We start from the raw sequence: 21129 nt of genomic DNA on the forward strand, positions 1-21129 counted from the left end.
GCCCCTCATCCGCCCTTCGGGCACCTTCTCCCCGTAAACGGGGCGAAGGAAAAAGCTACTCCACCTTCACCAGCACGGCGCTTTCGAACTCGAGCACCTTGTCGCCGGTGGGATCGAAAGCTTCCGAACGCAGCGCCAGCAGCCGCCAGCCGGGGCGTGAGGCGATTGGGCGGTGCGACAGCGCGGTGCGCGTGAAGGTGATGGTTTGCCCGGCATAGACCGGCTTCAGCCATTTCAGGTTCTTGAAGCCGGGCGAGGGGCCGAATTCCGGCACCGGACCGGGACCGCTCCACGCAGCGATCTCGGCGTCCATGCGGTTTTCCAGATTGAGTTTCATCCAGGTCGCGGCCGTGTGCCAGCCAGACGCGCAGAGGCCGCCAAGAACGCTTTTCTTCGCGGCCTCCTCGTCGATATGGAAGATTTGCGGGTCGTACTTGCGGGCGAAGGCCTTGATCGCCTCGGGCTCGAATGTGTGCGAGCCGAGCGTGACGGTGGTGCCGATACGGAAGAACTCGTCCAGTGTCATGCTTGGCTCCCCGCGGCATCGCGCGTGAGGAACATGACGGAGTTCTCGAGCTCGAAGACGCTTTCGCCACGCTGGTTGAACAGCTCGCTGCGCATGGTGACGAAGCCGAGTTGCGGCTTCGATTTCGACAGGCGCTTGGCAACAACCATCAGGGTGCCGGTCAGTTGGTCGCCGGCCAGGACCGGTTTCTTCCATTTGACCTGATCGACTCCGGGCGCGCCCTGGCAGGTCGAGTCCAGCAGGAACGCATCGCAGAGCATGCGCATGAACATGGCGCAGGTGTGCCAGCCCGACGCTGCCAGCCCCCCGAGGATGCTGGCCTTGCCGGCCTCCTCGTCGAGATGCATCGGCTGCGGGTCAAATTCTCCGGCAAATTCGACGATCTCGGCGGCACTCACGAGCTTCGAGCCGAGGTCGATCGATGCGCCCTCGATGAAGTCCTCATAGGCCCATGCTTTTATCTCTGCAGTCATGGTCTGGAATCCGGCTTGTCGACCCACGATCCCCAGGATCGGGGTTTCCGGATGCAGGCCGGCGTTCATTTGGTCAAGCGATTTCTACTGCGCCAGCCTGTGGCAGGACCGACAACGCCACTCAGAGCCAGCCGCGGCGGCGGAAGTACCAGAAGGGCAGGATCGCCGACAGCACCATCATGGCGATGGCGAAGGGATAGCCAAGTTGCCATTTCAACTCGGGGATGATGTCGAAATTCATGCCGTAGACCGAGGCGACCAAAGTCGGCGGCAGGAAAATGACGGCGGCGACCGAGAAGATCTTGATGATGGCGTTCTGCTCGATCGAGATCATGCCGAGCGTGGCGTCCAGCAGGAAGGAGATCTTCTGCGACAGGAAGGTGGCGTGGTCGGCGAGCGACAGCACGTCGCGAGACAGCGTCTTGATGCGCGCCTTGGTGTCCTTGCTCATCTTGGTGCGGGTCGAGGCATGGGCGAAGAAGCCTGCCAGGCGCTGCAGCGAGATCAGGCTGTCGCGGATCGAGGAGGCGATGTCCTCCTTGCGGCCGATGGCTTTCAGCAACTCCTGGAAATCACGGTTGCGCTTGGAAACCTTGGTCGACCGCGCCTCGAAGATATCGCGCGAGATCGCCTCGATGTCGCGGCCGGCGCGTTCCAGAATGTCGGCAAGACGGTCGACGATCGCCTCCAGCAAGCCGATCAGAATGGTGTCGCCGCTGGTGCAGCCGGTCGCCACCTTTTCGGCGCGCTGCGGAAAGGTCTTGAAAGCTTTCGGTTCGTGGTAGCGCACCGTGATCAGTCTTGTGCCGGCGAGCACGAAGGTAACCGGGGACATCAAGGGATCGTCGATTTCGGTCTGGGCGGGCAGGGTGGCGGTCATGAAATAGGCGCCGTCCTCGACATAGAGGCGGCTCGAAATCTCGATCTCCTCCATCTCCTCGCGCGTCGGAATGGCAACGCCGAGCCAGCTCTCGATCGTCGCTTCCTCTTCCTTTGTCGGGTTGAACAGGTCCGCCCAGACGATGGTCTCGCTGTTTGCCAGGAGATCGTCGACGACGCGCAGGCGGTCATTGTCCACGACGAAGGCCTTGATCATCGCCTGATATCCCTTGCTGGGGCCAAAGGGTGCGTTCGGATTGACGCGTCGTGTTGGATTGCACGGGTTCTCGACGTCAGCGCCGACCGTGCGTCTGCCGCTTAGACCTGTGACGTGACAAAATCAAGACAACCGGCTGTAGGGCGGATGGCCGCCGTCGCCTTGGAAGCATGTATCGAGGAACTTCGCCGACAGCTTGCCGGGATGTTCTCGAGCGCTTCAGGCATCAGGTGTTGAACTTGAACAACAGCACATCGCCGTCCTGGACGACATATTCCTTGCCTTCGTCGCGCGCCTTGCCGGCTTCCTTGGCCGCCACTTCGCCGCCCAGTGTGACGAAGTCGTTGTAGGAGATGGTCTGGGCGCGGATGAAGCCGCGCTCGAAATCGGTGTGGATGACACCGGCGGCCTGTGGCGCCTTGTCGCCCCTATGAATGGTCCAGGCGCGCGTCTCCTTCGGCCCGGCGGTGAAATAGGTGATGAGGTGCAGCAAATCGTAGCCGGCGCGGATGACCTTGTTGAGGCCTGGCTCGTCGAGGCCGAGCGAGGACAGGAATTCCATCTCTTCCTCGTCCGAGAGCTGCGCGACCTCGGCTTCGATCGCCGCCGAGATCACCACTGTGCCGGCGCCCTGGGCGGTGGCCATCTTTTCCACGGCCCTGGTGTGTTCGTTGCCGGTGGCGGCGTCGGCCTCCGCGACATTGCAGACATAGAGCACGGGATGCGAGGTCAGAAGGTTCAGGCCCTGCAGGATGCGCAAATCTTCGGCCGAAATACCCTTGAGCAGGATGCGGGTCGGCTTGCCGGCCTGCAGCAGTTCGAGCGCTGCCTCCATCAACGGCAGCACGGTCGTCGCTTCCTTGTCCTTGCTGCCGGCGCGCTTGCGGATCTGCACGATGCGGCGCTCTAGGCTGTCGAGGTCGGCAAGCATCAGCTCGGTCTCGACCGTCTCGGCATCGGCGACGGGGTCGATGCGGCCCTCGACATGGGTGATGTCGTCATCCTCGAAGCAGCGCAGCACATGCACGATGGCGTCGACCTCGCGGATGTTGGCGAGGAACTGGTTGCCCAGCCCTTCGCCTTTCGAGGCACCGCGCACCAGGCCGGCAATGTCGACGAAAGAGATGCGAGTTGGAATGATCTCCTTCGACTTGGCGATCGCCGCGATCTTCTGCAGGCGCGGATCTGGCACCGCCACCTCGCCGGTGTTCGGTTCGATGGTGCAGAATGGATAGTTGGCGGCTTGCGCCGCAGCCGTTCTGGTCAACGCGTTGAAAAGCGTCGACTTGCCGACGTTGGGCAAGCCAACGATGCCGCATTTGAAACCCATTTTTGTTCGGTCCTATCGGGAAAATAGAAATTTGATCAGGGCTATGGGCGATAGGGGTGATCAACGTCAAGCCCTTCGGTCCCTCGATGCTCAGTCCTTGCCGCCGAACAGCTTCTTCAGCATGGCGGCCATTGGACCGCTTTCCGGCAGCTTGACCACCGGCTGTTGAGGCCGTGCTTGGCGGACATGACTTTGCTGCTTGTGCGCCGGCTGCTTCTGCGCTGGCTTTTCGGGCTCCGGCCCGGCCTTGCCCTGGACGGCGAGACTGGCCTTATTCATGAAGCCGGATTCGTCGCCCTTGACGATCATGGCGGCATTGTCGGCGATCGCGTCGAGCAGCGGGTCGAGCCATTCGCGGTCGGCTTTGGCGAAATTGCCGAGCACATGGTGCTGGACCATTTCCTTGACGCCGGGATGGCCGACGCCGATGCGCACGCGGCGATAGCCATTGCCGATATGGCCGTCGATCGACCGGATGCCGTTGTGGCCGCCGGCGCCGCCACCGGTCTTGATGCGCAGCTTGCCTTCGGCAAGGTCGATCTCGTCATAGAAGACGGTGAGCGCGGAAAGCTCGAGCTTGTAGAAGCGCAGTGCTTCGCCGACCGACTGGCCGGACAGGTTCATGAAGGTCTGCGGCTTGATCAGGACGATTTTTTCGCCGCCGAGCGTGCCCTCGGAAATCAGGCCCTGGAATTTCTTCGACCAGGGCGAAAAGGAATGGCGGCGGGCGATTGCGTCCGCCGCCATGAAACCGACATTGTGGCGGTTGTCAGCGTATTTCGCGCCCGGATTGCCGAGACCTGCAAACAGCAGCATCGCCTGCTCCGGGCGTGAAAGAGTTACTTCTCGTCGGCGGCAGGAGCTGCCTCAGGTGCAGCCGCTTCAGCCGTCTCTTCCGTCTCCGGCTTCATCGCCGACGAACCGGCAATGGTCGCGATGGTGAAGTCGCGGTCGGAGATCACAGGCTTGACGCCAGCCGGCAGCTTGACCGCCGAGATGTGGATCGAGTCGCCGATGTTGGCGCCGGTGAGATCGACGGTGATGAACTCCGGGATCGCATTGGCCGGGCAGTGGAACTCGACTTCGTGACGCACGATGTTGAGCACGCCGCCGCGCTTGATGCCGGGCGACTTGTCCTCGTTGATGAAGTGGACAGGCACGTCGACATTGACTTCGGTGTCCTTGCCGATGCGCAGGAAGTCGACATGGACAGGGAAATCCTTGACCGGGTCGAGCTGGAAGTCCTTCGGCAGGACCTGGATCTTCTTGCCGTCGACATCGATCGTGGCGATCGTGGTCAGGAACCCGCCGCCATGGATCTTGTAGTAGATGTCCTTGTAGGTGAGCGCGATAGCCAGGGGAGGCTGCTTGTCACCATAGATTACTGCAGGCACTTTACCGTTGCGGCGAACTGCACGGGCGGACCCCTTACCGACCTGTTCGCGTGCTTCGGCCTTGAGCTCGTAAGTGTCGTGGCTCATGGCATTTCCTTTCGGTTTACTGGAGCGCTCACGGTTGGCAGAGTGCCTGGACCGTAAACGTCGAAAGCCGACATACCCATGCATGATCTGGTCCGAAAACCGGAATCCACTTTTCGGGATCATGCGGGAAGGCGGCCTTCCGCCGCGTTGCCTCCAAGGGTGTCTACGCGGGTGGCGGCTCTATAGCGGAAGGCGGCCGGAGGTGCAAGCCAAAGGCACGCCCAGCCTGGTGCAGTCCAGGCGGTCGCTATCCGCGCTTTTCGATGACGGCATAAAGCACGTTGCGGTTCTCGCCGAAGAACACCCGCGCCTCGACGGTGTTGCGGTCGACGCTGGCATTGACGATGTTCCACATATCGACCTCCGATCGCAGCAGCAACACCCAGTCCATGAATGTCTCCCGGTAGCCGGCGTCAGGCGTGCCCTCGGCGTAGTTCGCAAACAGGAACGTCCCGTTCGGCTTCAACATCTGCAGGCAGGTCTTCGTGAGTTTCACCGCGACGTTGTGGGCGAGGTAGTCGTAGAGGCCGGAGGCATAGATGAAATCGAACTTGCCGAGCTTGTGGCCCCGCGTGAGCACGGTTCGCACCGAGCCGTCGATGGCTTCGACCGCGGTGCCCTGGAAGTCGCGCGCGATCAGCCCAACGCTCTGGGGATCCTGATCGAGCGCAATCCAGCGCTTGAGACGGCCCTCCGTCAAGGCTACCGAGCGATTGGCCTCCCGCAAATGGCCGGCCGCGATCGCCAGGACCTCGGTTTGCGGTCCATTCTTGACCGCAATCTCGTCGACATATCGGGTCAGGAGGTCGCGTCGTTCCCGTGCCGCGACGCATGAGGGTACGTTCTGGGTATGGCTATAGAGCGCCTTGCCGATCTCCGAGGCATTGGCCACGCTCTCTGCCACGTGCGGGTCGCAATAGATGTAATCAAGCAACTGCGCGTCGCCGGAATAGCCCCTGGGCTTGGTGAAGGACCAGTGCGTCAGCGGATCCTCGAGAAAATACTTCAGGATCGGATGGTTCTGCGCCACCGGTATCAACGCATGCCAGACGTCGGGATGAACCTTGGAATGCAGGCCATTGAGGAAGGACAGCAAGCGACCGACGATCTCGGCGGGGTTCTTGTCCTGTTCGATCTGCTGCTGTGTCGCGTGGAGAATGAGCGCCAGCTCCGCGCGCGCGGTTTCGAACGCTTCGCCATGATGCTCGAGCTTTCCCCGAGGCAGCGTGCCGGCGAGCATCGCGGCAGTAATCAAGCTTTTGCCATCAAGAACGGTCTGCACGCCATCACTCCATAGTTAACAGTCGGTTAACTTATTGCGTAGAATGCTCCATTTGCCAATGTCGGGCTGACGGCATTTTATCGTTATGATTAATTTCCCGCCAACCATGTTCCTCTTTAGACGGCTTCCGGCCCGAATTCCGGGTTCGAGTTAACGGAAACTTGTCTTGCGCGATTGCATTTGTTTGCCCGGCGTCGCAATCGCCGTCGCGTCCCAAAGGAGCCGGCCCGCGTGGGGGCAGAAGCTGGAAATGAGTTCGGAAAACAAAATCCCTTTCAAACGGGGTCTATTGTGATGAACGAACACCTGTCCTCCGTATTGGTTGATACGGTTGATGCGGAGCCGTACGAGCCGCGCTATGAACTGAGCGCCGACGAGCTCCGCACCCTTTACCGCACCGAAGCGCAGGCGACGCGAAGAGGAGAAGCCAGGCCAGGGCTCTGGATTGCGGTTGCGATCTATCTCTTGTTTTCGGCAACGGATCTGCTGCTGATCCCGGACGTTGCCGCCTACACGATCACGGCGCGCTTCGCGGTCGGCTTGAGCGCGCTTTTGATCCTCGAAGCACAGCTTCGCCGGGGGATTGGAACGGAATGGCTCGACGTGACCTGCGCCGGAGCCATCATCTTCGGCTATGTTGGTTGGTTGTGCCCAGCGGTTCTTGGCGCGGACAAGGAAAGCGTCTCCTACTATATGGTCTTCGGGACCATATTCATGATGAGCGCAAATCTTTTCTTTACGTTCAACTTCAAGCTTTCCATCGTAACTTCCGCAATAATATTGTGCATACTTTACATCGTGAATTATTTCGTTCCTTCAACCCTTACATATAAAATGGTATTCGGGGCTTTTTATATTTCCTGTTTCACGTTCACCTCGTATGTGAACTGGAAGCTGAATGAGGAACGCTACAACGTCTTCCTGAATGCCCTGGAAGCCAAGATCCAGCACAATGAGGCGACCGAACGCGGCAAGGCCCTGCTGAGGTTGTCGCGGACCGATCCGCTGACGGGTCTGGAGAACCGGCGCGCGATCGACGAAAAGCTGCGGGACTACTGGAGCGAATGGCAAAAGGTAGGCACCAGCTTCGGGGCGATCCTCATCGACGTGGACTTCTTCAAGAAATTCAATGACTGCTACGGCCATCAAGAAGGCGACCGCTGCCTGATCCATGTCGCCAATGCCCTTAGCGATATGATCAAACAGTATAATGGCTCCATCGGCCGCTATGGCGGTGAAGAGTTCATCGTCCTGGCTCGCATGGAGAAAAAAGAGCAGATCCTGGACATCGCGGAAGCCATTTGCAGCACAGTGGAGAACCTGGCTCTGACGCACGAACTGCGGCGCGACGGCGTCTCGATCGTAACCGTGAGCGTTGGTGCCGCATTCACCAGGACGCAGACCGGGGCCAAGCTGGAGAAGATCATCCACGAGGCCGATCGCGCGCTTTATCTGGCAAAAGCCGGCGGCCGAAACTGTGCCCGGCTGTTCGACCCAACCGATCCGCAAAGCAGCGACGAGAGCGAGAACATTGCGGCCTTGCTGAAGATCGCGATCGGCCAGAATCTCGTTTCACTGGTTTATCAGCCTATCCAGGATGTCAAATCGGACCGGGTTGAAGCGGTGGAGGCTCTGATGCGCCTCAAAATGCTGGATGGCACATCGGTTCCGCCGAGCCTGTTCATTCCCGTCGCGGAACGAACCGGCGCGATCCTGGAACTCGGGCGCTGGGCGATAAGGACGGTGTGCGCCGAGCTCCTGGCGGACGACCACGTTCGTGTCGTCAGCGTCAACGTCTCTCCGATCCAGCTTAAGACACCTGGCTTCGCAACGTCTGTCGCGACCATTCTGGGCGAAACCGGCGTCGCCGGCAGCAGGCTGGCCTTCGAGATCACCGAAGGGCTGGAGATGGAGATGCACTCGGACATTCTGCGCTGCATCAGCGACCTGAAGCTGCTCGGGATCAAGATATGGCTTGATGATTTCGGGACCGGCTTTGCGGGCCTTTCGTGGCTTCGCCTGATCGATTTCGACACGGTGAAGATCGACCGCTCTTTTCTGCACGACTGCAGCTCCCTGAGCGGCAAGGCGATGCTGCAGGACATCATCACCCTGGTTCGAAATCGCGGCCACAAGATCCTGGTCGAAGGGGTGGAAACCGACGAACAGATGGCTTTGATGCGCGAATTCGGCATAGACAAGATCCAGGGCTTCCATGTCGGCCGCCCCGCTCCCGCTGTCAGTTTCCAGGCAAAGCGGGCCATGCGCAAACGGTCATTTGCCGTGCTTAAGTCCGCATGATGATGGCCTCTGTCCGACGTTTGGCTTAGCCGCCGTCAAAAGCCGTGCTGATTGCAATCAATCCATGACAGGGCCAAGCAAGGGGCTAGCGGTCGCCGGTCAACGCGTTGCGTAGCGCCTGGATCTGCCGGTTCAAGGCATCGAGCTCGGCCAGCGTCATGCCCGAGCGTTCGACCAAGGTCTCGTTCAGACAGTTGCACTGGACAAGCAGCCCGCGCCCGGCTGATGTCAGATCGACCTGCACCTGGCGCTCGTCGGTCTGGCTGCGCTGGCGCGTCACCAGCCCGGCCTGCTCCATTCGCTTCACCAGCGGCGTGACGGTGCTCGATTCCAGAGCGAGCCTGTGGGCGATCGTGCCGACCGACATGCCGTCGGCCTCTCCAAGCGCGTTCAGTACCAGGTACTGCGGATAGGTGATGCCCATATCGTCCAGCATCGGCTTGTAGGTGCGGTTGATCGCCATGCTGGTGGCGTAGAGCGTGAAACAGAGCTGATTGTCCAACGGGAGAGGCACGGCGCATTCCTTTTGCCAATATGGGCATCAATTCGATACCACGAAAAATAATATCGCGATACATATTTTTGTGGACAAGGGTTTTGGGCCGCGTTAGCTATATGGTTATCGCGATATTGTTTATTGCGGACATAACCAAAGGAGATTGAGATGACCTCGCAAACCAAGCCCGGCTCCGGCAGCGGTACGATCACCACCAAGGACGGAACGCAGATTTACTACAAGGACTGGGGGACCGGGCAGCCTGTCGTCTTCCATCATGGCTGGCCGTTGAGCAGCGACGATTGGGACGCCCAGATGCTGTTCTTCCTGTCGCAAGGCTACCGTGTCATTGCCCATGATCGGCGTGGCCATGGGCGCTCGACCCAGACGGATATCGGCAACGAAATGGACACCTATGCCGCCGATGTCGCGGAACTCGCCGCTTATCTTGACCTCAAGAATGCCATTCATGTCGGACATTCGACCGGCGGCGGCGAAGTGGCGCGCTATGTTGCCAACTATGGCGCCGGCGGCCGTGTCGCCAAGGCGGTGCTGATCGGCGCGGTGCCGCCAATCATGCTCAAGACTGCCGCCAATCCCGGCGGCCTGCCGATCGAAGTGTTCGACGGCTTCCGCTCCGCCCAGGCAGCCAATCGCGCCCAGTTCTTCCGCGACGTTCCATCAGGTCCGTTCTACGGGTTCAACCGTCCGGGCGCGGACATCTCGCAGGGCGTCATCGACAATTGGTGGCGCCAGGGCATGATGGGCGGCACCAAGGCGCATTATGATTGTATCAAGGCTTTCTCGGAAACCGACTTCACCGAGGATCTGAAGGCAATCGACGTGCCTGTCCTGGTCATGCACGGAGACGACGACCAGATCGTTCCGATCGCCGATTCGGCGCTGCTGACGATCAAGCTGCTCAAGAAGGGCGAGCTCAAGGTCTACAAGGGCTTCCCGCACGGCATGGCCACGACCCATGCAGACATCATCAACGCCGACCTGCTGGCCTTCTTCAAGGCTTAAGGCCATGGCCCACAAAAATGCACCCGTCATCAGGCGGGTGCATTTTTGTGACAGCGGCAGACCCGCCTGATCTAGGCGGCCGCCTGCGCTTTGCGCGCTTCCTTCATGTTTGGCAGGAACACGGTGAGCAATCCAAGAAACGGCAAATACGAGCAGATCTGGAAGACGAAATCGATGCCCTTCATATCGGCGACGATACCGAGCACGGCCGCCGCGATGCCGCCCATGCCGAAGGCGAAGCCGAAGAAGATGCCGGCGATCATGCCGACGCGGCCCGGCACGAGTTCCTGCGCAAAGACGACGATGTTCGAGAAGGCAGAGGACAGGATCAGGCCGATCAGCACCGTCAGCACCATCGTCCATTCCAGATTGGCGTAGGGCAAGGCGAGCGTGAAGGGCAGCACGCCGACGATGGAGAACCAGATCATCGCCTTCTGCCCGTAGCGGTCGCCGAATGGGCCGCCGAGCAGGATGCCCAGCGCCGAGGCTCCGAGGAACAGGAACAGCATGACTTGGCTCATCTGCACCGAAACGCCGAACTTATGCATGGAATAGAAGGTGTAGTAGCTGGCGAGGCTGGCGATGTAGGCATTCTTGCTCAGCACCAGCAGGGTCAGCACGATCAATGCGTTCATCACCTTGCGGCGCGGGAAGGGCGAAACGAAGCTCGCCGCCTTGCGGGTGCCCTGTGCGGCACGCAGCCGGCTGTACCAGCCGCCGACCTGCCACAAAACGATGATGCCGATCAGCGAGCCGATGGCGAACCAGGAAATGCTGGTCTGGCCGAACGGCACGACGATGAAGGCTGCCAGCAGCGGCCCCATGGACTGTCCGAAATTGCCGCCAACCTGGAACAGCGACTGCGCCAGGCCGAAGCGGCCGCCGGAGGCGAAGCGGGCGATGCGCGAGGATTCCGGATGGAAGATCGCCGAGCCGATGCCGATCAGCGAGGCGCCGATCAGGAGCAGCGAATAGTGCCCGGCATAGGCGAGCACAATCAGGCCGATCAGCGATGACGCCATGCCGTAGGGCAGCGAATAGGGCATCGGCCGCTTGTCGGTGATCATGCCGATCACAGGCTGCAGCAGCGACGCGGTCACCTGGAAGGTGAAGGTCAACAAGCCGATCTGCCAGAAATCGAGGCCATAATTCTCTTTCAGGAGCGGGTAAATGGCCGACAGCAGCGACTGCATGATGTCGTTGATGCAGTGGCAGAAGCTCACCGCCAGGATGACGGTGAAGGCCGTCGCCTGGGCTGAAGCGTGACTGGTGGTCGCCGGTGGGGCGACGCTGGCGGCTGTCGTATCGGTCAAGGTAGGCTCCGTGGTCTTTTTGGCGGGCAGGCCCGCAGGCAGTTGACGGACGCACCTGCGGCCGCCTTGTCGGACGCTCCTGTGGAGCGCTTGGGACCGGTGCCTTATAAGCTGCTTGCGGGATGACTTCTTTCGTGGTTTGGTCCAATAGTTTCGCAAGTGGGCCATATCGGATGCCGCACGGCAAAGAAGTCTTTCACGCTGGCAACGCCAATCTCGGGCAGTTGCACGAGAGCCGCTGGCAGTGGCTTGAGCAAGTGGCCGGGCCGGCGGTGGCATTGCCGACCGAATATCCCGATGGCTACCGTGTGCCGCAACACCGCCACAGCCGCAGCCAGCTCTTGCATGCGCTTGTCGGCGTGGTGCTGGTGACGACGCGCTACGGGCGCTGGATGGTGCCGCCCGACCACGCGATGTGGATTCCAGCCGGCACCGAGCATTCCGTCGAGATGCTGGGCGATGTCTCGATGCGTTCGGTCTATGTCATGCCACAGGCGATCCCCGGGCTGCCCGAAGGCTTGCGCGTCGTCGGCGTCACCGACCTGATGCACAGCCTGATCGTGGAATCGGAAAAGCTGCCGCAAGGCGGCGTTCTGGAAGGACGTGGTGGGCTGATCATGAACCTTTTGCTGCACGAAATCCCGACCTTGCCGGAACGGCCGCTCGGCCTGCCATTCCCGTCCGATCCAAGGCTGTCGGCGCTCTGCCGGCGCTTCGTCGCGGCACCGTCGCCGCATGCGACCATCGATGAATGGGCGGATGCCGCCGGCATGAGCCGCCGCTCCTTCACCCGCGCCTTCCAGCGCCAGACCGGCCTGTCGCTGTCGACATGGCGCCAGCAGGCCTGCCTGTTCGCGGCGCTGCCCAGGCTGGCGGACGGCGAGCCGATCACCAGGGTGGCGCTCGATCTCGGCTATGACAGCGTGCCGGCCTTCATCACCATGTTCAAGCGCATGCTGGGAACCTCGCCGCGCGGCTATATGCGCGGCGCACGAGAAAGCGTCGAGGTCGCTCGTCGCCTGGTCGGCCCGGTTCGGTTGGAAAGCCCTGCGCCGCAACGGCAGGTGCTGTTCTAGAGCATTTTACCGTTTCATGGAAACGGCGAGCTGCTCTAACTCTTTGTTTTGACGTAATTCTCTAGGGAAAGCGCTACGCGCTTTTCCCGGGAAAACCGCTTCACACTTTTCCTAGAATTGCTCTAGCTAGAATTGCTCTAGTCGAACAGGCTCGACACCGATTCCTCGGTCGCGGTGCGCGAAATGGCTTCGCCCATGAGGTCGGCGATCGAGATGACGCGGATGTTGGGCGCGTCGAGCACGCCCTGGGTGGGCTGGATGGAATCGGTGATCACCAGTTCCTGCAGCTTCGAGCCGCTGATGCGGGCAACCGCACCGCCCGACAGCACACCGTGGGTGATATAGGCGGTGACACTGGTGGCGCCGTTGGCCAGCAGTGCATCGGCGGCGTTGCACAGCGTGCCGCCGGAATCGACGATGTCGTCGATCAGCAGGCAATCCTTGCCGGCGACCGCGCCGATGATGTTCATGACTTCCGATTCGCCGGGCCGTTCGCGGCGCTTGTCGACGATGGCCAATTGCGCATCGAAGCGCTTGGCCAGCGCACGGGCGCGGACCACGCCGCCAATGTCGGGCGAGACAACCACGACGTTGCCGAGTTGCTTGTATTTGGCCTTCACGTCGCGGGCCATCACCGGCACGGAAAACAGATTGTCGGTCGGAATATCGAAGAAGCCCTGGATCTGGCCGGCATGCAGGTCAAGTGTCAGAACGCGGTCGACACCGGCGCGGGTGATCATGTTGGCGACCAGCTTGGCCGAGATCGGCGTGCGGCCGGAGGCGCGGCGGTCCTGCCTGGCGTAGCCGAAATAGGGGATGACCGCCGTGATGCGCTTGGCCGAGGAACGCATGAAGGCATCGATCATGATGAGCAATTCCATCAAATGATCGTTGGTCGGGAACGAGGTCGATTGCAGGATGAAGACATCCTCGCCGCGCACGTTTTCCTGGATTTCGACGAAGATTTCCTGGTCGGCGAAGCGCCTGACCGTGGCTTTGCCCAGCGGGACGTTGAGGTACCGGGCGACCGCTTCGGCCAGCACCCTGTTGGAATTGCCCGCGAAGAGTTTCATGCACGGTTCCTGGTGGAGGATGATGAGACCTGACGGACTCGCTTGCGCCCTTTAACCGGGCTTTTAGCGGCCCGCGCCGGTATTGCAAGCGCCGAGATCGGGAATCCGCCGGCTAAACTCAAGAAAGCTCCGCGCCATCGCCGGGCTGCAACAGGGAGCAGCGGACTTGCGCTGCTCCTTCTTCTCGTTGGGCATTGGATTTTCCCAAAACCGTCTCCACTTTTTGGGCCCGATGCCTCTAGCCCGCCTTGCCGCCGAGCCAGGCCGCGAATTGGTCGATGGTCTGGTCGGCGATCGTCTGCATGGTGGCCGGCGAGACCCCCTTCCAGCTGTCGCCGCCCGCGCTGGCGCCGGAATTGACCGACGGGGCCTTCTGCTGACCATTGATGCGGTGCAGCCGGTTGCCGGCGGGGTCATAGACATCCCAGACATAGATGACGGTGGTGTCGGCGCCTTCCGACATCGTCGAGAAATAGCCCTTCAGCACATGTGTCACGGTCTGGTCGGCGCTGCCGGCGAGCGTGATACCGCGCTGCCTGGCGCGGGTCTGCAACTCCGCCGTCAGAGGTGTCGCGGCTTCCACCGAAGCGCCGACGATCGGCGCGATCTGCAGGCGGGTCTTCGACAGGATGGCAGCGCTTTGGGCTGATGTGACCGGTGCGGCGGTGGTTGCGGGAGCGCCCGCCGTGCTGGTGGCGGGCAGCGTCTGGGTCGACGTCGCCGGCGGAGTGATCGCCGACGGTTCGAGCACGTCCTTTGCGTTGGTGCAGGCGGCAAGAGCCAATGCCACAAGCAATGACACGGTCGTCACATGCGATCGTCTCATTTGCCTTCTAACTCCTTGGCGAAGAACGCCTCCCATTGTGGATTCACTGTACGATCAAGTCGAGATCATGGCGGGACAGCGGCTTGGGCTGGGATTCGGTGGTCAGGTAGGTGCGGCCAAGCGTCATCGCCGTCTCGGTATCGGAGTCCATGATGATCATATGGGCGAACAGCGTCATGTTGGGCGCGATCGGTTCGGGATTGCCCTGGTAGAACATCGGCATGTCCATCCAGGACGGGGTGAAGCGGGCGCCGACCGAATAGCCGCAGGCGTTCAGCCGGTGCTTGGTCAGGCCGTGTGCCTCCATGGTGCGGGCATGCGCATCGAAGACGTCGCCGAAGCTGTTGCCCGGCGTCATCGCCTTTTCGACAGCCAGGAGTGCCGCGCGGGCGGCGTCGAACAATTCCTGATGGCGCTTCGACACCTTGCCGGTCAGCACCGTGCGCATCATCGGTGCGTGGTAGTGGTTGAAGACGCCGGCCCATTCGAGCGTCAGCTGGTCATTTTTGGTGAGCTTGCGGCGGCCGGCCTTGTAGCGGCACAGCAGCGCATCGACGCCGGAGCCGATGATGAATTCGTTGGCCGGATAGTCGCCGCCGCCGGCAAAGATCGCACCCTGCATGGCGGCCAGGATCAGGGCTTCGTCGCCGCCTTGCTTGATCAGCGGCAGCGCCGCGTCGAGCGCATCGTCGGAGAGATTGGCGGCCTTCTCGGCCTTGGCGATCTCGGCCGGGCTCTTGAACAGGCGCAGGCGGCCGACAATGCCGGACGCATCGGCGATCTGGCCGAAGGTCTGCAACTGTTCGTCGAGCCGTCGGCCATTGAACGCGGTCAGGCCATGGGTGTCGTATTCGACACCGATGCGGGCTCCGAGCAGGTCGAGTTCGTTGAGCAGATTACGCAGGTCTACCGCCGGATTGGCGCCATTACGGTCCGTCCACAAGACGATGTTGTCGATAATCGAGGTCTGACGCGCCTGGCGCAGGTCGGCCGAGCGGGTCAGCAGCACCATCGAACCGTCGGCCTTCACCACCAGGCACTGGAAGAAGCAGAAGCCGAACGTGTCGTAGCCGGTCAGCCAGTACATGCTTTCCTGCGCGAACAGCAGGATGGCATCAAGCTTCTTTTCGGCCATCTCGATGATCAGCCGGTCGCGCCGCGCGTCAAATTCAGATCGTTCAAAATGCAGCGCCATTATTCCCTCTCCAAGACGATTGCCGAAACCTGCCGGCCGTAATCGGGCTCCTTGCGATGCGTGGTGCGCCGGTAGGAGTAGAACAGGCCTTCCTCGGCGTAAGTGCAGCGGTCGAGGCCCTCAGCCGTCACGCCGGCCTCGGCCAGCCGGTCAACCGTGTAGCGGTTGAGGTCGAACATGGCATGGCCGGCATTGGCGGACGGCGCGAAATAGAGGATGTTTTCGGCGTCGGCATCGACAAAGCGGGCGACGAATTCCGGGCCGACCTCGTAGTTATCAGGGCCGATGGAGGGGCCCAGCACGGCGACGATGTTTTGACGCCGGGCACCGAGGCTTTCCATTGCCAGGATGGTGTTTTCGAGCACGCCGGTGAACGCGCCTTTCCAGCCGGCATGCGCGGCGCCGATGATGCGCGCCTCAGCATCCGCGAACAGCACGGGACCGCAATCGGCGGTCGAAGCGCCGATGGCGATGCCCGGCCGGTCGGTGACGATGGCGTCTGCCTTGGGCCGCTCGCCGGCAAAGGGCTCCCTGGCGATGATGACGTCGGGCGAATGGATTTGCCAGGCGGTCAACAGATGGTTCGCCGGCACGCCCATCCAGGCGGCGACGCGGCCGCGGTTCTCTGCGACCAGCGCCTGGTCGTCATTCGATCCGGTGCCGATGTTGAGGCCCTGGTAGATGCCGCCGGAGACACCGCCGATGCGGGTGAAATAGCCGTGGCGGATGCCTTGTGCCTGCGCCTTGTCCAGCAGCGGCGACCGAACGGGATCCGGTTTGGTCTGATTCAGCATGCGGGCGTTGTTGTCCGTGTGGGCGGTTTCGTCAAGAAGAAGGTGCTTGGTCGAGAACAGGCGCTGCAAAGCGCGGACGGGAGATTGGGAGGGGCGGCGGTAAAAAGTCAATCCGCCCCGGCGAAGGGCCGAACCGCCACGCCGCGAGGCAGTACCGCAAGCACCTTGAACAGCTCGCCCATGGCTTGCGGCCCTGCGAGGCGCTCGACGTCGCCGGCGATCCTTTCGCGCGCCGCCTGGCCGGCATCGGCGCCAAGCCGGCCGGCGCGCTCGAGGATGCCCATGCCGAGCAGGAAGTCGCCCTGTGTCGTCAGATGGGCTTCGAGGCCATGTGCACGCACGATCGCGGCCAGGGCGGCGAAATCGACATGGGAGGTGAGGTCGGCCTCACCGGGATTGGCCAGCACATCTTCGTGATCGTGGCTGCGCAAGGCCTGCAGCGTGTCCCCGACACCCGGCTGGAGATGGCCATAGTCGAGAAACAGGCCGGCGCCGCCATGCCTGGATATGCGCTCGGCGATCGTTGCCATGAGCGCGGTGCGGGCAGGCGCCACTTCGGCGATCGAACCTTGCGGCGCTTGGGTGGCATCGGCGGGCAGCAGCGTCGGGTCGACCGAGCCGGCGCCGGCGAAGAAGCAAAGGTCGTTGGTCTCGTCGAGGCCGACCACGCGCTCGCGCCAGCCGGCGCCGGCGCGGAGGAACTGGCGGATGGGCACGGCGTCGAACAGTTCGTTGCCGACGATGAACAGCGGTTGCTGCGGCAAGGTCTCGATGGTTTCATGCCAGCCAACCGCGAAGGGTGTGGCGCCAAGCGTCTGCTTTTGCACCTCGGTCAGGCGCGGGCTGGTCTCGATCATGGCGAAGGTGGCGCCGCTGGCCAGATCAGGATCGAGCCGCGACAGCGTACGCAGCATGTCCTTCATCAGCGTGCCGCGGCCGGGGCCGATCTCGGCGATGGTGGCCGGCAGCGGCCGGCCGCTCGCCTGCCACGCCTGGTACATCCACACGGCGACCAGTTCACCGAACATCTGGCTGATCTCCGGCGCGGTGATGAAGTCACCGGCCGCACCAAAAGGCTCGCGCGTCGTGTAGTAGCCGTCCGCCGGGTCGAACAGGCACATCGCCATGTATTCGTTGATCGGTATCGGCCCCAGGGCCTCGATCAGGTCGACGATGCGGGTCTTCAGCCGTGTCATGCCGGCTGCGGCTGCGTCACCGGCTTGGCGGTCAGCATCGCCCAGATGCCGGCCAGCACCATCGGCGTCGACAGGATCATGCCCATGGTCAGCCAGTTGGTGCCGAGGAGGTAGCCGAGCTGCTGGTCGGGCTCGCGGAAGAACTCGACAAAAATGCGCGACAGGCCGTAGCCGCAGATGAAGGCGCCGCCGACGAAGCGCGGCGTCTTCAGCTTGAGGCGCGAATGGGTGAGAATGCGCAGCACGAGGAACAGCACCACGCCTTCGAGAAGCGCCTCGTAGAGCTGGCTCGGGTGACGGGCAAACGGCCCGCCATTGGGGAATTCGAAAGCCCAGGGCACGTCGGTTGGGCGCCCCCACAACTCGGAGTTGATGAAGTTGGCGACGCGCACCAGGCCAAGGCCGACCGGCACGCCGGCCGCCACGACGTCAAACAGCGACCAGGTGCGGATGCCGCGCTTGATGGAAAACAGCGTCATGGCGAGGATGACGCCAAGCAGGCCGCCATGGAACGACATACCGCCTTGCCAGACCGCCAAGATATCGAGCGGGTGGGCGATGTAGCGTGGCAGATCATAGAACAGCACATAGCCGGTGCGGCCGCCGAGCACGACGCCGATGGCCGCCCAGACGATGAAGTCGTCGAGATCCTCCGGCTTCATCGGCAGGACGCCGTTCGGCCACAGCCTGGCATTGGCGGCGAGCCGCTTGGCGTACCACCAGGCAAACAGGATGCCGACGATATAGCCGACGCCATACCAGTGCACCGCCAGCGGCCCGATCTGGATGAGGATCGGGTTGATGTTGGGGAAGGGCAAGGAGGCCAGCGGCAGCAGGAAATATTCGTTCAACGGGGAACTCTCATTTCGAAACGCGTTTGCGCGCGGACCATGCGGCAGGGTTTTGGCAGGGTCAAGGCAAGGTGGGCGCCCTCGACTTGATGCCGCAGCGCGGCGCAACATGCTTGCATTCGACGCGCAGCGCCACTACGTCAATTTGTGCAAGCGCGAGGATTTGCCATGTCGACCGGACCGAACCGCATTCTCGATGAATTCGCCAAGCTGATGACCGACGCCGCCGGCGCCGCCCAGGGCGTGCGCCGGGAGGTGGAGACGGCCTTCAAGGGGCAGGCCGAACGCATTCTCAACACCATGGACGTGGTGCAGCGCGAAGAGTTCGAAGCCGCGCGCGAGATGGCCGCCAAGGCGCGGGAAGAAAACACTCGCCTTGCCGCCCGCATCGAGGCGCTCGAGGCGAAGCTTGCCGAACTGGCCGGCGACGCCACACCAGCGACGGCGGCCAAGCCGCGCACAAAAAAATAATCGTTAAACTTTTCCACATAGCCCGATCCTGAAAAGCGCTTTGCCGTGAATCGCTTAACGGCATTGCATGAATCTTTGTGACAGCGGCTTTCCACATGCAAATGACGCAGTGCGAAAAATTGGGCTGTTCACGCGACTCCCGATCAATAGACTGAATTTGTTGCATGATTCGGAGCAGGGTCATGCGACCGGGCGGTGGGGTCCGGTCTGGGGTCTTTGCGTCGAGAAGGTAGTCTTTTGCGCGAAGAAAGTCCTGGCCGTCCGAGTTCTAGACAAGATTGTTCGTTGTGTGTGCCCTCCCGCGGAGCGTGTGGCGGCGCTCGTACAGAACGACAGGAAGCATTCCATGGAACTTCTCGAACTCGAATTCTCCCGCGAAATCCATCCGGTGGATGTTATCGAGCAGGTGGCCCACAACAACGACTGGTCCTTTGAGCGGGCCGGCGACGACGAGATTTCGATCTCGGTTGCCGGAAGCTGGACCGACTATCACGTCTCCTTCTCGTGGATGGAGGATTTCGAGGCGCTGCACCTTGCCTGCGCCTTCGACATCAAGGTGCCGGAGACCCGCGCGCTGGAAGTGATGCGGCTCTTGTCGCTGATCAACGAGCAGATGCTGTTTGGCCATTTCGACCTCTGGGAGCAGGAGGGCGCGATCATGTTCCGCCAGTCGCTGCTGCTGGCCGGCGGGGTCGAGCCGTCGAGCCAGCAGGTCGAAGTGTTGCTGTCGTCGGCGCTGGAAGCCTGCGAATGCTATTTCCAGGCGTTCCAGTTCGTTGTCTGGTCGGGAACCTCGGCCAAGGACGCCCTGGCCGGCGTGCTGTTCGAGACCTACGGCAACGCCTGAGTCCCCGCAAGGCAGACAAGAACCAAGATGAGTTCGAACAGCGAGCGCAAGCCCGAGATCAGTTTTGCCGATTTCGATCGTGTCGACATCCGCGCCGGCACGATCGTCGAGGCCGAGCCGTTTCCCGAGGCGCGCAAGCCCGCATTCAAGCTGAAGATCGATTTCGGCGCCGGCATCGGCATCAAGAAATCGTCGGCGCAGATCACCAAATATTATACACCGGAGACGCTGATCGGCCGGCAGGTGTTCGCGGTGGTCAATTTCCCGCCGCGCCAGATCGGTCCATTCATGTCGGAAGTGCTGACGCTCGGCTTTCCCGACGAAGAGGGCGCGGTGGTGCTCGGCGCGATCGAGCGCAAGGTGCCGGATGGCGGCAGGTTGTTTTAGGCCGCCAGCTTGCGCGTCGTTCCCAGCGCTTCCTCGACCGTGTCGAGGAACATCTCTGCACAAGCCTTCCAGCTGTAGCGCATGGCGCGTTCGCGTGCTTCGGCACGGTCTACATTGAGCGCGGCAAGCGAGGCCTCGCGCAGATCGTTGGAGACCGCGCCGCCAAAGCCGTCGCCGACAATGTCGATCGGCCCGGTCACCGGATAGGCGGCAACCGGCGTGCCGCTGGCCAATGCCTCGATGATGACGTTGCCGAACGTGTCGGTGCGGCTCGGGAAGACGAAGACATCGGCCGAGGCATAGATCTCGGCCAGTTCGTCGTTGGGGCGATGGCCGAGGAAATGCGCTTGCGGATATTTTGCCTTCAGCCTGGCAAGCTCGGGGCCTTCGCCGACGATCACCTTGCTGCCCGGCAGGTCGAGGTCGAGGAAGGCGGAGAGGTTCTTTTCGATGGCGACGCGGCCGACGCAGAGGAAGACCGGGCCCGGGAAGCCGAGATCCTTCTTCTTGTCGGGCCGGAAATGATCGGTATCGACGCCGCGCGTCCACGGCCGCAGCTTGGTGAAGCCGCGCGCCGAGAGGTCGTCTGCGAGCGACTGGGTGGCGACCAGCGTGCCTTGGCCGGAATTGTGGAAATCGCGCAGCCAGCGATAGGCCCAGCTTTCCGGCACCGGCAGCCGTGCGCTGAGATATTCGGGGAAGCGCGTGTGATAGCTGGTGGTGAACGGCCGGCCGGCATTGCGGCAATAGCGCCGCGCCATGATGCCGAGCGGCCCTTCGGTGACGATGTGGATGTGGTCGGCCTTGCCTGCGTCGATCAGGCGCGCGACATGGCCGGGCGTGGTCAGCGCCAGCCTGATGTCGGGATAGGTCGGCAAGGGCAGGGTGCGAAAGATGTTCGGCGTCAGGAAATCCACGGCGACATCGAAAGATTTCAGCGTCTCGGTGAGTCGCTCCAGCGTGTGGACAACGCCGTTAACCTGCGGCCGCCAGGCATCGGTGACCATCAATATGCGCATGGCGGCCCTTTGCAGGAAAGGTCGACGGTTGCCTTGAGACGATGCCGGAACGGCGACCAGACCGCTGCTC

23 protein-coding genes are annotated in these 21129 nt (G+C 62.0%); 6 read left to right on the forward strand and 17 right to left on the reverse strand.

The window, feature by feature from the left end; translation table 11 throughout:
* Nucleotides 1–55: 55 nt before the first annotated feature.
* The 7 genes from EOB59_RS18225 to EOB59_RS18260 all read right to left on the reverse strand — a co-directional run bounded on the left by EOB59_RS18225 (nt 56) and on the right by EOB59_RS18260 (nt 6188).
* Nucleotides 56–526 (reverse strand): MaoC family dehydratase, encoded by a 471-nt coding sequence (locus tag EOB59_RS18225; protein WP_127396070.1) that lies wholly within the window; start codon nt 524–526, stop codon nt 56–58.
* Nucleotides 523–999, reverse strand: coding sequence for a MaoC family dehydratase (locus tag EOB59_RS18230; protein ID WP_127396074.1), 477 nt, complete (start codon nt 997–999; stop codon nt 523–525). Before EOB59_RS18230 ends, EOB59_RS18225 begins: the two co-directional genes overlap by 4 nt.
* Before the next feature lie 121 nt (nt 1000–1120).
* Nucleotides 1121–2095 (reverse strand): magnesium/cobalt transporter CorA, encoded by a 975-nt coding sequence (corA, locus tag EOB59_RS18235; protein ID WP_127396071.1) that lies wholly within the window; start codon nt 2093–2095, stop codon nt 1121–1123.
* A 226-nt stretch (nt 2096–2321) separates the two neighbouring features.
* Entirely contained in the window at nt 2322–3425 is a 1104-nt protein-coding gene (gene ychF, locus EOB59_RS18240; protein ID WP_128288935.1) for a redox-regulated ATPase YchF, read from the reverse strand.
* A 90-nt stretch (nt 3426–3515) separates the two neighbouring features.
* Complete coding sequence (gene pth / locus EOB59_RS18245; RefSeq protein WP_127809531.1) at nt 3516–4241, reverse strand: aminoacyl-tRNA hydrolase; 726 nt, start codon at nt 4239–4241, stop codon at nt 3516–3518.
* A 23-nt stretch (nt 4242–4264) separates the two neighbouring features.
* The gene (locus EOB59_RS18250) at nt 4265–4906 is read right to left on the reverse strand and encodes a 50S ribosomal protein L25/general stress protein Ctc (protein ID WP_127270548.1); all 642 of its coding nucleotides are present in this window, start codon (nt 4904–4906) and stop codon (nt 4265–4267) included.
* A gap of 247 nt (nt 4907–5153) precedes the next feature.
* Nucleotides 5154–6188, reverse strand: a complete 1035-nt coding sequence (locus EOB59_RS18260; RefSeq protein WP_127397022.1) for a class I SAM-dependent methyltransferase — start codon at nt 6186–6188, stop codon at nt 5154–5156.
* 294 nt (nt 6189–6482) lie between these two features.
* Between EOB59_RS18260 and EOB59_RS18265 the strand changes: the two genes are divergently transcribed.
* A complete protein-coding gene (locus tag EOB59_RS18265; protein ID WP_127397023.1) occupies nt 6483–8489 on the forward strand; it encodes an EAL domain-containing protein in 2007 nt (668 codons plus the stop codon).
* An 85-nt stretch (nt 8490–8574) separates the two neighbouring features.
* Here EOB59_RS18265 and EOB59_RS18270 read toward each other — a convergent pair whose 3' ends face one another.
* Entirely contained in the window at nt 8575–9003 is a 429-nt protein-coding gene (locus EOB59_RS18270; RefSeq protein WP_127397024.1) for a MarR family transcriptional regulator, read from the reverse strand.
* Between the two features lie 150 nt (nt 9004–9153).
* On the opposite strand from EOB59_RS18270, the gene EOB59_RS18275 reads away from it, so the two are divergent.
* Nucleotides 9154–10011, forward strand: a complete 858-nt coding sequence (locus EOB59_RS18275; protein WP_127809533.1) for an alpha/beta hydrolase — start codon at nt 9154–9156, stop codon at nt 10009–10011.
* 71 nt (nt 10012–10082) lie between these two features.
* Here EOB59_RS18275 and EOB59_RS18280 read toward each other — a convergent pair whose 3' ends face one another.
* Complete coding sequence (locus EOB59_RS18280; RefSeq protein ID WP_164873804.1) at nt 10083–11324, reverse strand: MFS transporter; 1242 nt, start codon at nt 11322–11324, stop codon at nt 10083–10085.
* Nucleotides 11325–11497: 173 nt separating this feature from the next.
* Between EOB59_RS18280 and EOB59_RS18285 the strand changes: the two genes are divergently transcribed.
* Complete coding sequence (locus tag EOB59_RS18285; protein WP_127397287.1) at nt 11498–12400, forward strand: helix-turn-helix transcriptional regulator; 903 nt, start codon at nt 11498–11500, stop codon at nt 12398–12400.
* 137 nt (nt 12401–12537) lie between these two features.
* Here the strand turns inward: EOB59_RS18285 and EOB59_RS18290 are convergent, their stop codons facing one another.
* The 7 genes from EOB59_RS18290 to lgt all read right to left on the reverse strand — a co-directional run bounded on the left by EOB59_RS18290 (nt 12538) and on the right by lgt (nt 18335).
* The gene (locus tag EOB59_RS18290) at nt 12538–13473 is read right to left on the reverse strand and encodes a ribose-phosphate pyrophosphokinase (protein ID WP_013530002.1); all 936 of its coding nucleotides are present in this window, start codon (nt 13471–13473) and stop codon (nt 12538–12540) included.
* Nucleotides 13474–13536: 63 nt separating this feature from the next.
* Nucleotides 13537–13668, reverse strand: coding sequence for a hypothetical protein (locus EOB59_RS37210; RefSeq protein ID WP_256747485.1), 132 nt, complete (start codon nt 13666–13668; stop codon nt 13537–13539).
* 43 nt (nt 13669–13711) lie between these two features.
* Entirely contained in the window at nt 13712–14299 is a 588-nt protein-coding gene (locus EOB59_RS18295; RefSeq protein WP_127321245.1) for a hypothetical protein, read from the reverse strand.
* Nucleotides 14300–14342: 43 nt separating this feature from the next.
* Nucleotides 14343–15494, reverse strand: coding sequence for a Xaa-Pro peptidase family protein (locus EOB59_RS18300; protein WP_127270541.1), 1152 nt, complete (start codon nt 15492–15494; stop codon nt 14343–14345).
* Nucleotides 15494–16288: a peptidoglycan editing factor PgeF gene (pgeF, locus tag EOB59_RS18305; RefSeq protein ID WP_127380566.1), complete on the reverse strand. Its 795-nt coding sequence runs from the start codon at nt 16286–16288 to the stop codon at nt 15494–15496. The genes EOB59_RS18300 and pgeF overlap by 1 nt, the downstream gene beginning before the upstream one ends.
* Nucleotides 16289–16395: 107 nt before the next feature.
* A complete protein-coding gene (locus EOB59_RS18310) occupies nt 16396–17484 on the reverse strand; it encodes a class I SAM-dependent methyltransferase (RefSeq protein ID WP_127809535.1) in 1089 nt (362 codons plus the stop codon).
* Nucleotides 17481–18335: a prolipoprotein diacylglyceryl transferase gene (gene lgt, locus EOB59_RS18315; RefSeq protein WP_127396991.1), complete on the reverse strand. Its 855-nt coding sequence runs from the start codon at nt 18333–18335 to the stop codon at nt 17481–17483. The genes EOB59_RS18310 and lgt overlap by 4 nt, the downstream gene beginning before the upstream one ends.
* Before the next feature lie 168 nt (nt 18336–18503).
* Here lgt and EOB59_RS18320 point away from each other — a divergent pair, with 168 nt between their 5' ends.
* The 3 genes from EOB59_RS18320 (at nt 18504) to EOB59_RS18330 (ending at nt 20040) form a co-directional block, all read left to right on the forward strand.
* The gene (locus tag EOB59_RS18320) at nt 18504–18806 is read left to right on the forward strand and encodes an accessory factor UbiK family protein (protein ID WP_013530008.1); all 303 of its coding nucleotides are present in this window, start codon (nt 18504–18506) and stop codon (nt 18804–18806) included.
* 346 nt (nt 18807–19152) lie between these two features.
* On the forward strand, nt 19153–19653 hold the full coding sequence (locus tag EOB59_RS18325) for a YbjN domain-containing protein (protein ID WP_013893499.1): 501 nt from the start codon (nt 19153–19155) through the stop codon (nt 19651–19653).
* A gap of 27 nt (nt 19654–19680) precedes the next feature.
* Nucleotides 19681–20040 (forward strand): tRNA-binding protein, encoded by a 360-nt coding sequence (locus EOB59_RS18330; RefSeq protein ID WP_127261686.1) that lies wholly within the window; start codon nt 19681–19683, stop codon nt 20038–20040.
* Here the strand turns inward: EOB59_RS18330 and EOB59_RS18335 are convergent.
* Nucleotides 20037–21059 (reverse strand): glycosyltransferase family 1 protein, encoded by a 1023-nt coding sequence (locus EOB59_RS18335; RefSeq protein ID WP_127326801.1) that lies wholly within the window; start codon nt 21057–21059, stop codon nt 20037–20039. The two genes, EOB59_RS18330 and EOB59_RS18335, sit on opposite strands and share 4 nt — an antisense overlap.
* Between the last annotated feature and the right edge of the window lie 70 nt (nt 21060–21129).

The organism is Mesorhizobium sp. M7A.F.Ca.MR.176.00.0.0 (genome assembly GCF_004023165.1).
Lineage (GTDB): Bacteria > Pseudomonadota > Alphaproteobacteria > Rhizobiales > Rhizobiaceae > Mesorhizobium.

Bases quoted from the DNA above. Each gene is read 5' to 3' on its own strand.
- EOB59_RS18225 (WP_127396070.1), bottom strand. From the start codon at position 526: ATGACACTGGACGAGTTCTTCCGTATCGGCACCACCGTCACGCTCGGC.
- EOB59_RS18230 (WP_127396074.1), bottom strand. From the start codon at position 999: ATGACTGCAGAGATAAAAGCATGGGCCTATGAGGACTTCATCGAGGGC.
- corA (WP_127396071.1), bottom strand. From the start codon at position 2,095: ATGATCAAGGCCTTCGTCGTGGACAATGACCGCCTGCGCGTCGTCGAC.
- ychF (WP_128288935.1), bottom strand. From the start codon at position 3,425: ATGGGTTTCAAATGCGGCATCGTTGGCTTGCCCAACGTCGGCAAGTCG.
- pth (WP_127809531.1), bottom strand. From the start codon at position 4,241: ATGCTGCTGTTTGCAGGTCTCGGCAATCCGGGCGCGAAATACGCTGAC.
- EOB59_RS18250 (WP_127270548.1), bottom strand. From the start codon at position 4,906: ATGAGCCACGACACTTACGAGCTCAAGGCCGAAGCACGCGAACAGGTC.
- EOB59_RS18265 (WP_127397023.1), top strand. From the start codon at position 6,483: ATGAACGAACACCTGTCCTCCGTATTGGTTGATACGGTTGATGCGGAG.
- EOB59_RS18275 (WP_127809533.1), top strand. From the start codon at position 9,154: ATGACCTCGCAAACCAAGCCCGGCTCCGGCAGCGGTACGATCACCACC.
- EOB59_RS18285 (WP_127397287.1), top strand. From the start codon at position 11,498: ATGCCGCACGGCAAAGAAGTCTTTCACGCTGGCAACGCCAATCTCGGG.
- EOB59_RS18290 (WP_013530002.1), bottom strand. From the start codon at position 13,473: ATGAAACTCTTCGCGGGCAATTCCAACAGGGTGCTGGCCGAAGCGGTC.
- EOB59_RS37210 (WP_256747485.1), bottom strand. From the start codon at position 13,668: ATGCCCAACGAGAAGAAGGAGCAGCGCAAGTCCGCTGCTCCCTGTTGC.
- EOB59_RS18295 (WP_127321245.1), bottom strand. From the start codon at position 14,299: ATGAGACGATCGCATGTGACGACCGTGTCATTGCTTGTGGCATTGGCT.
- EOB59_RS18300 (WP_127270541.1), bottom strand. From the start codon at position 15,494: ATGGCGCTGCATTTTGAACGATCTGAATTTGACGCGCGGCGCGACCGG.
- pgeF (WP_127380566.1), bottom strand. From the start codon at position 16,288: ATGCTGAATCAGACCAAACCGGATCCCGTTCGGTCGCCGCTGCTGGAC.
- EOB59_RS18310 (WP_127809535.1), bottom strand. From the start codon at position 17,484: ATGACACGGCTGAAGACCCGCATCGTCGACCTGATCGAGGCCCTGGGG.
- EOB59_RS18320 (WP_013530008.1), top strand. From the start codon at position 18,504: ATGTCGACCGGACCGAACCGCATTCTCGATGAATTCGCCAAGCTGATG.
- EOB59_RS18325 (WP_013893499.1), top strand. From the start codon at position 19,153: ATGGAACTTCTCGAACTCGAATTCTCCCGCGAAATCCATCCGGTGGAT.
- EOB59_RS18330 (WP_127261686.1), top strand. From the start codon at position 19,681: ATGAGTTCGAACAGCGAGCGCAAGCCCGAGATCAGTTTTGCCGATTTC.
- EOB59_RS18335 (WP_127326801.1), bottom strand. From the start codon at position 21,059: ATGCGCATATTGATGGTCACCGATGCCTGGCGGCCGCAGGTTAACGGC.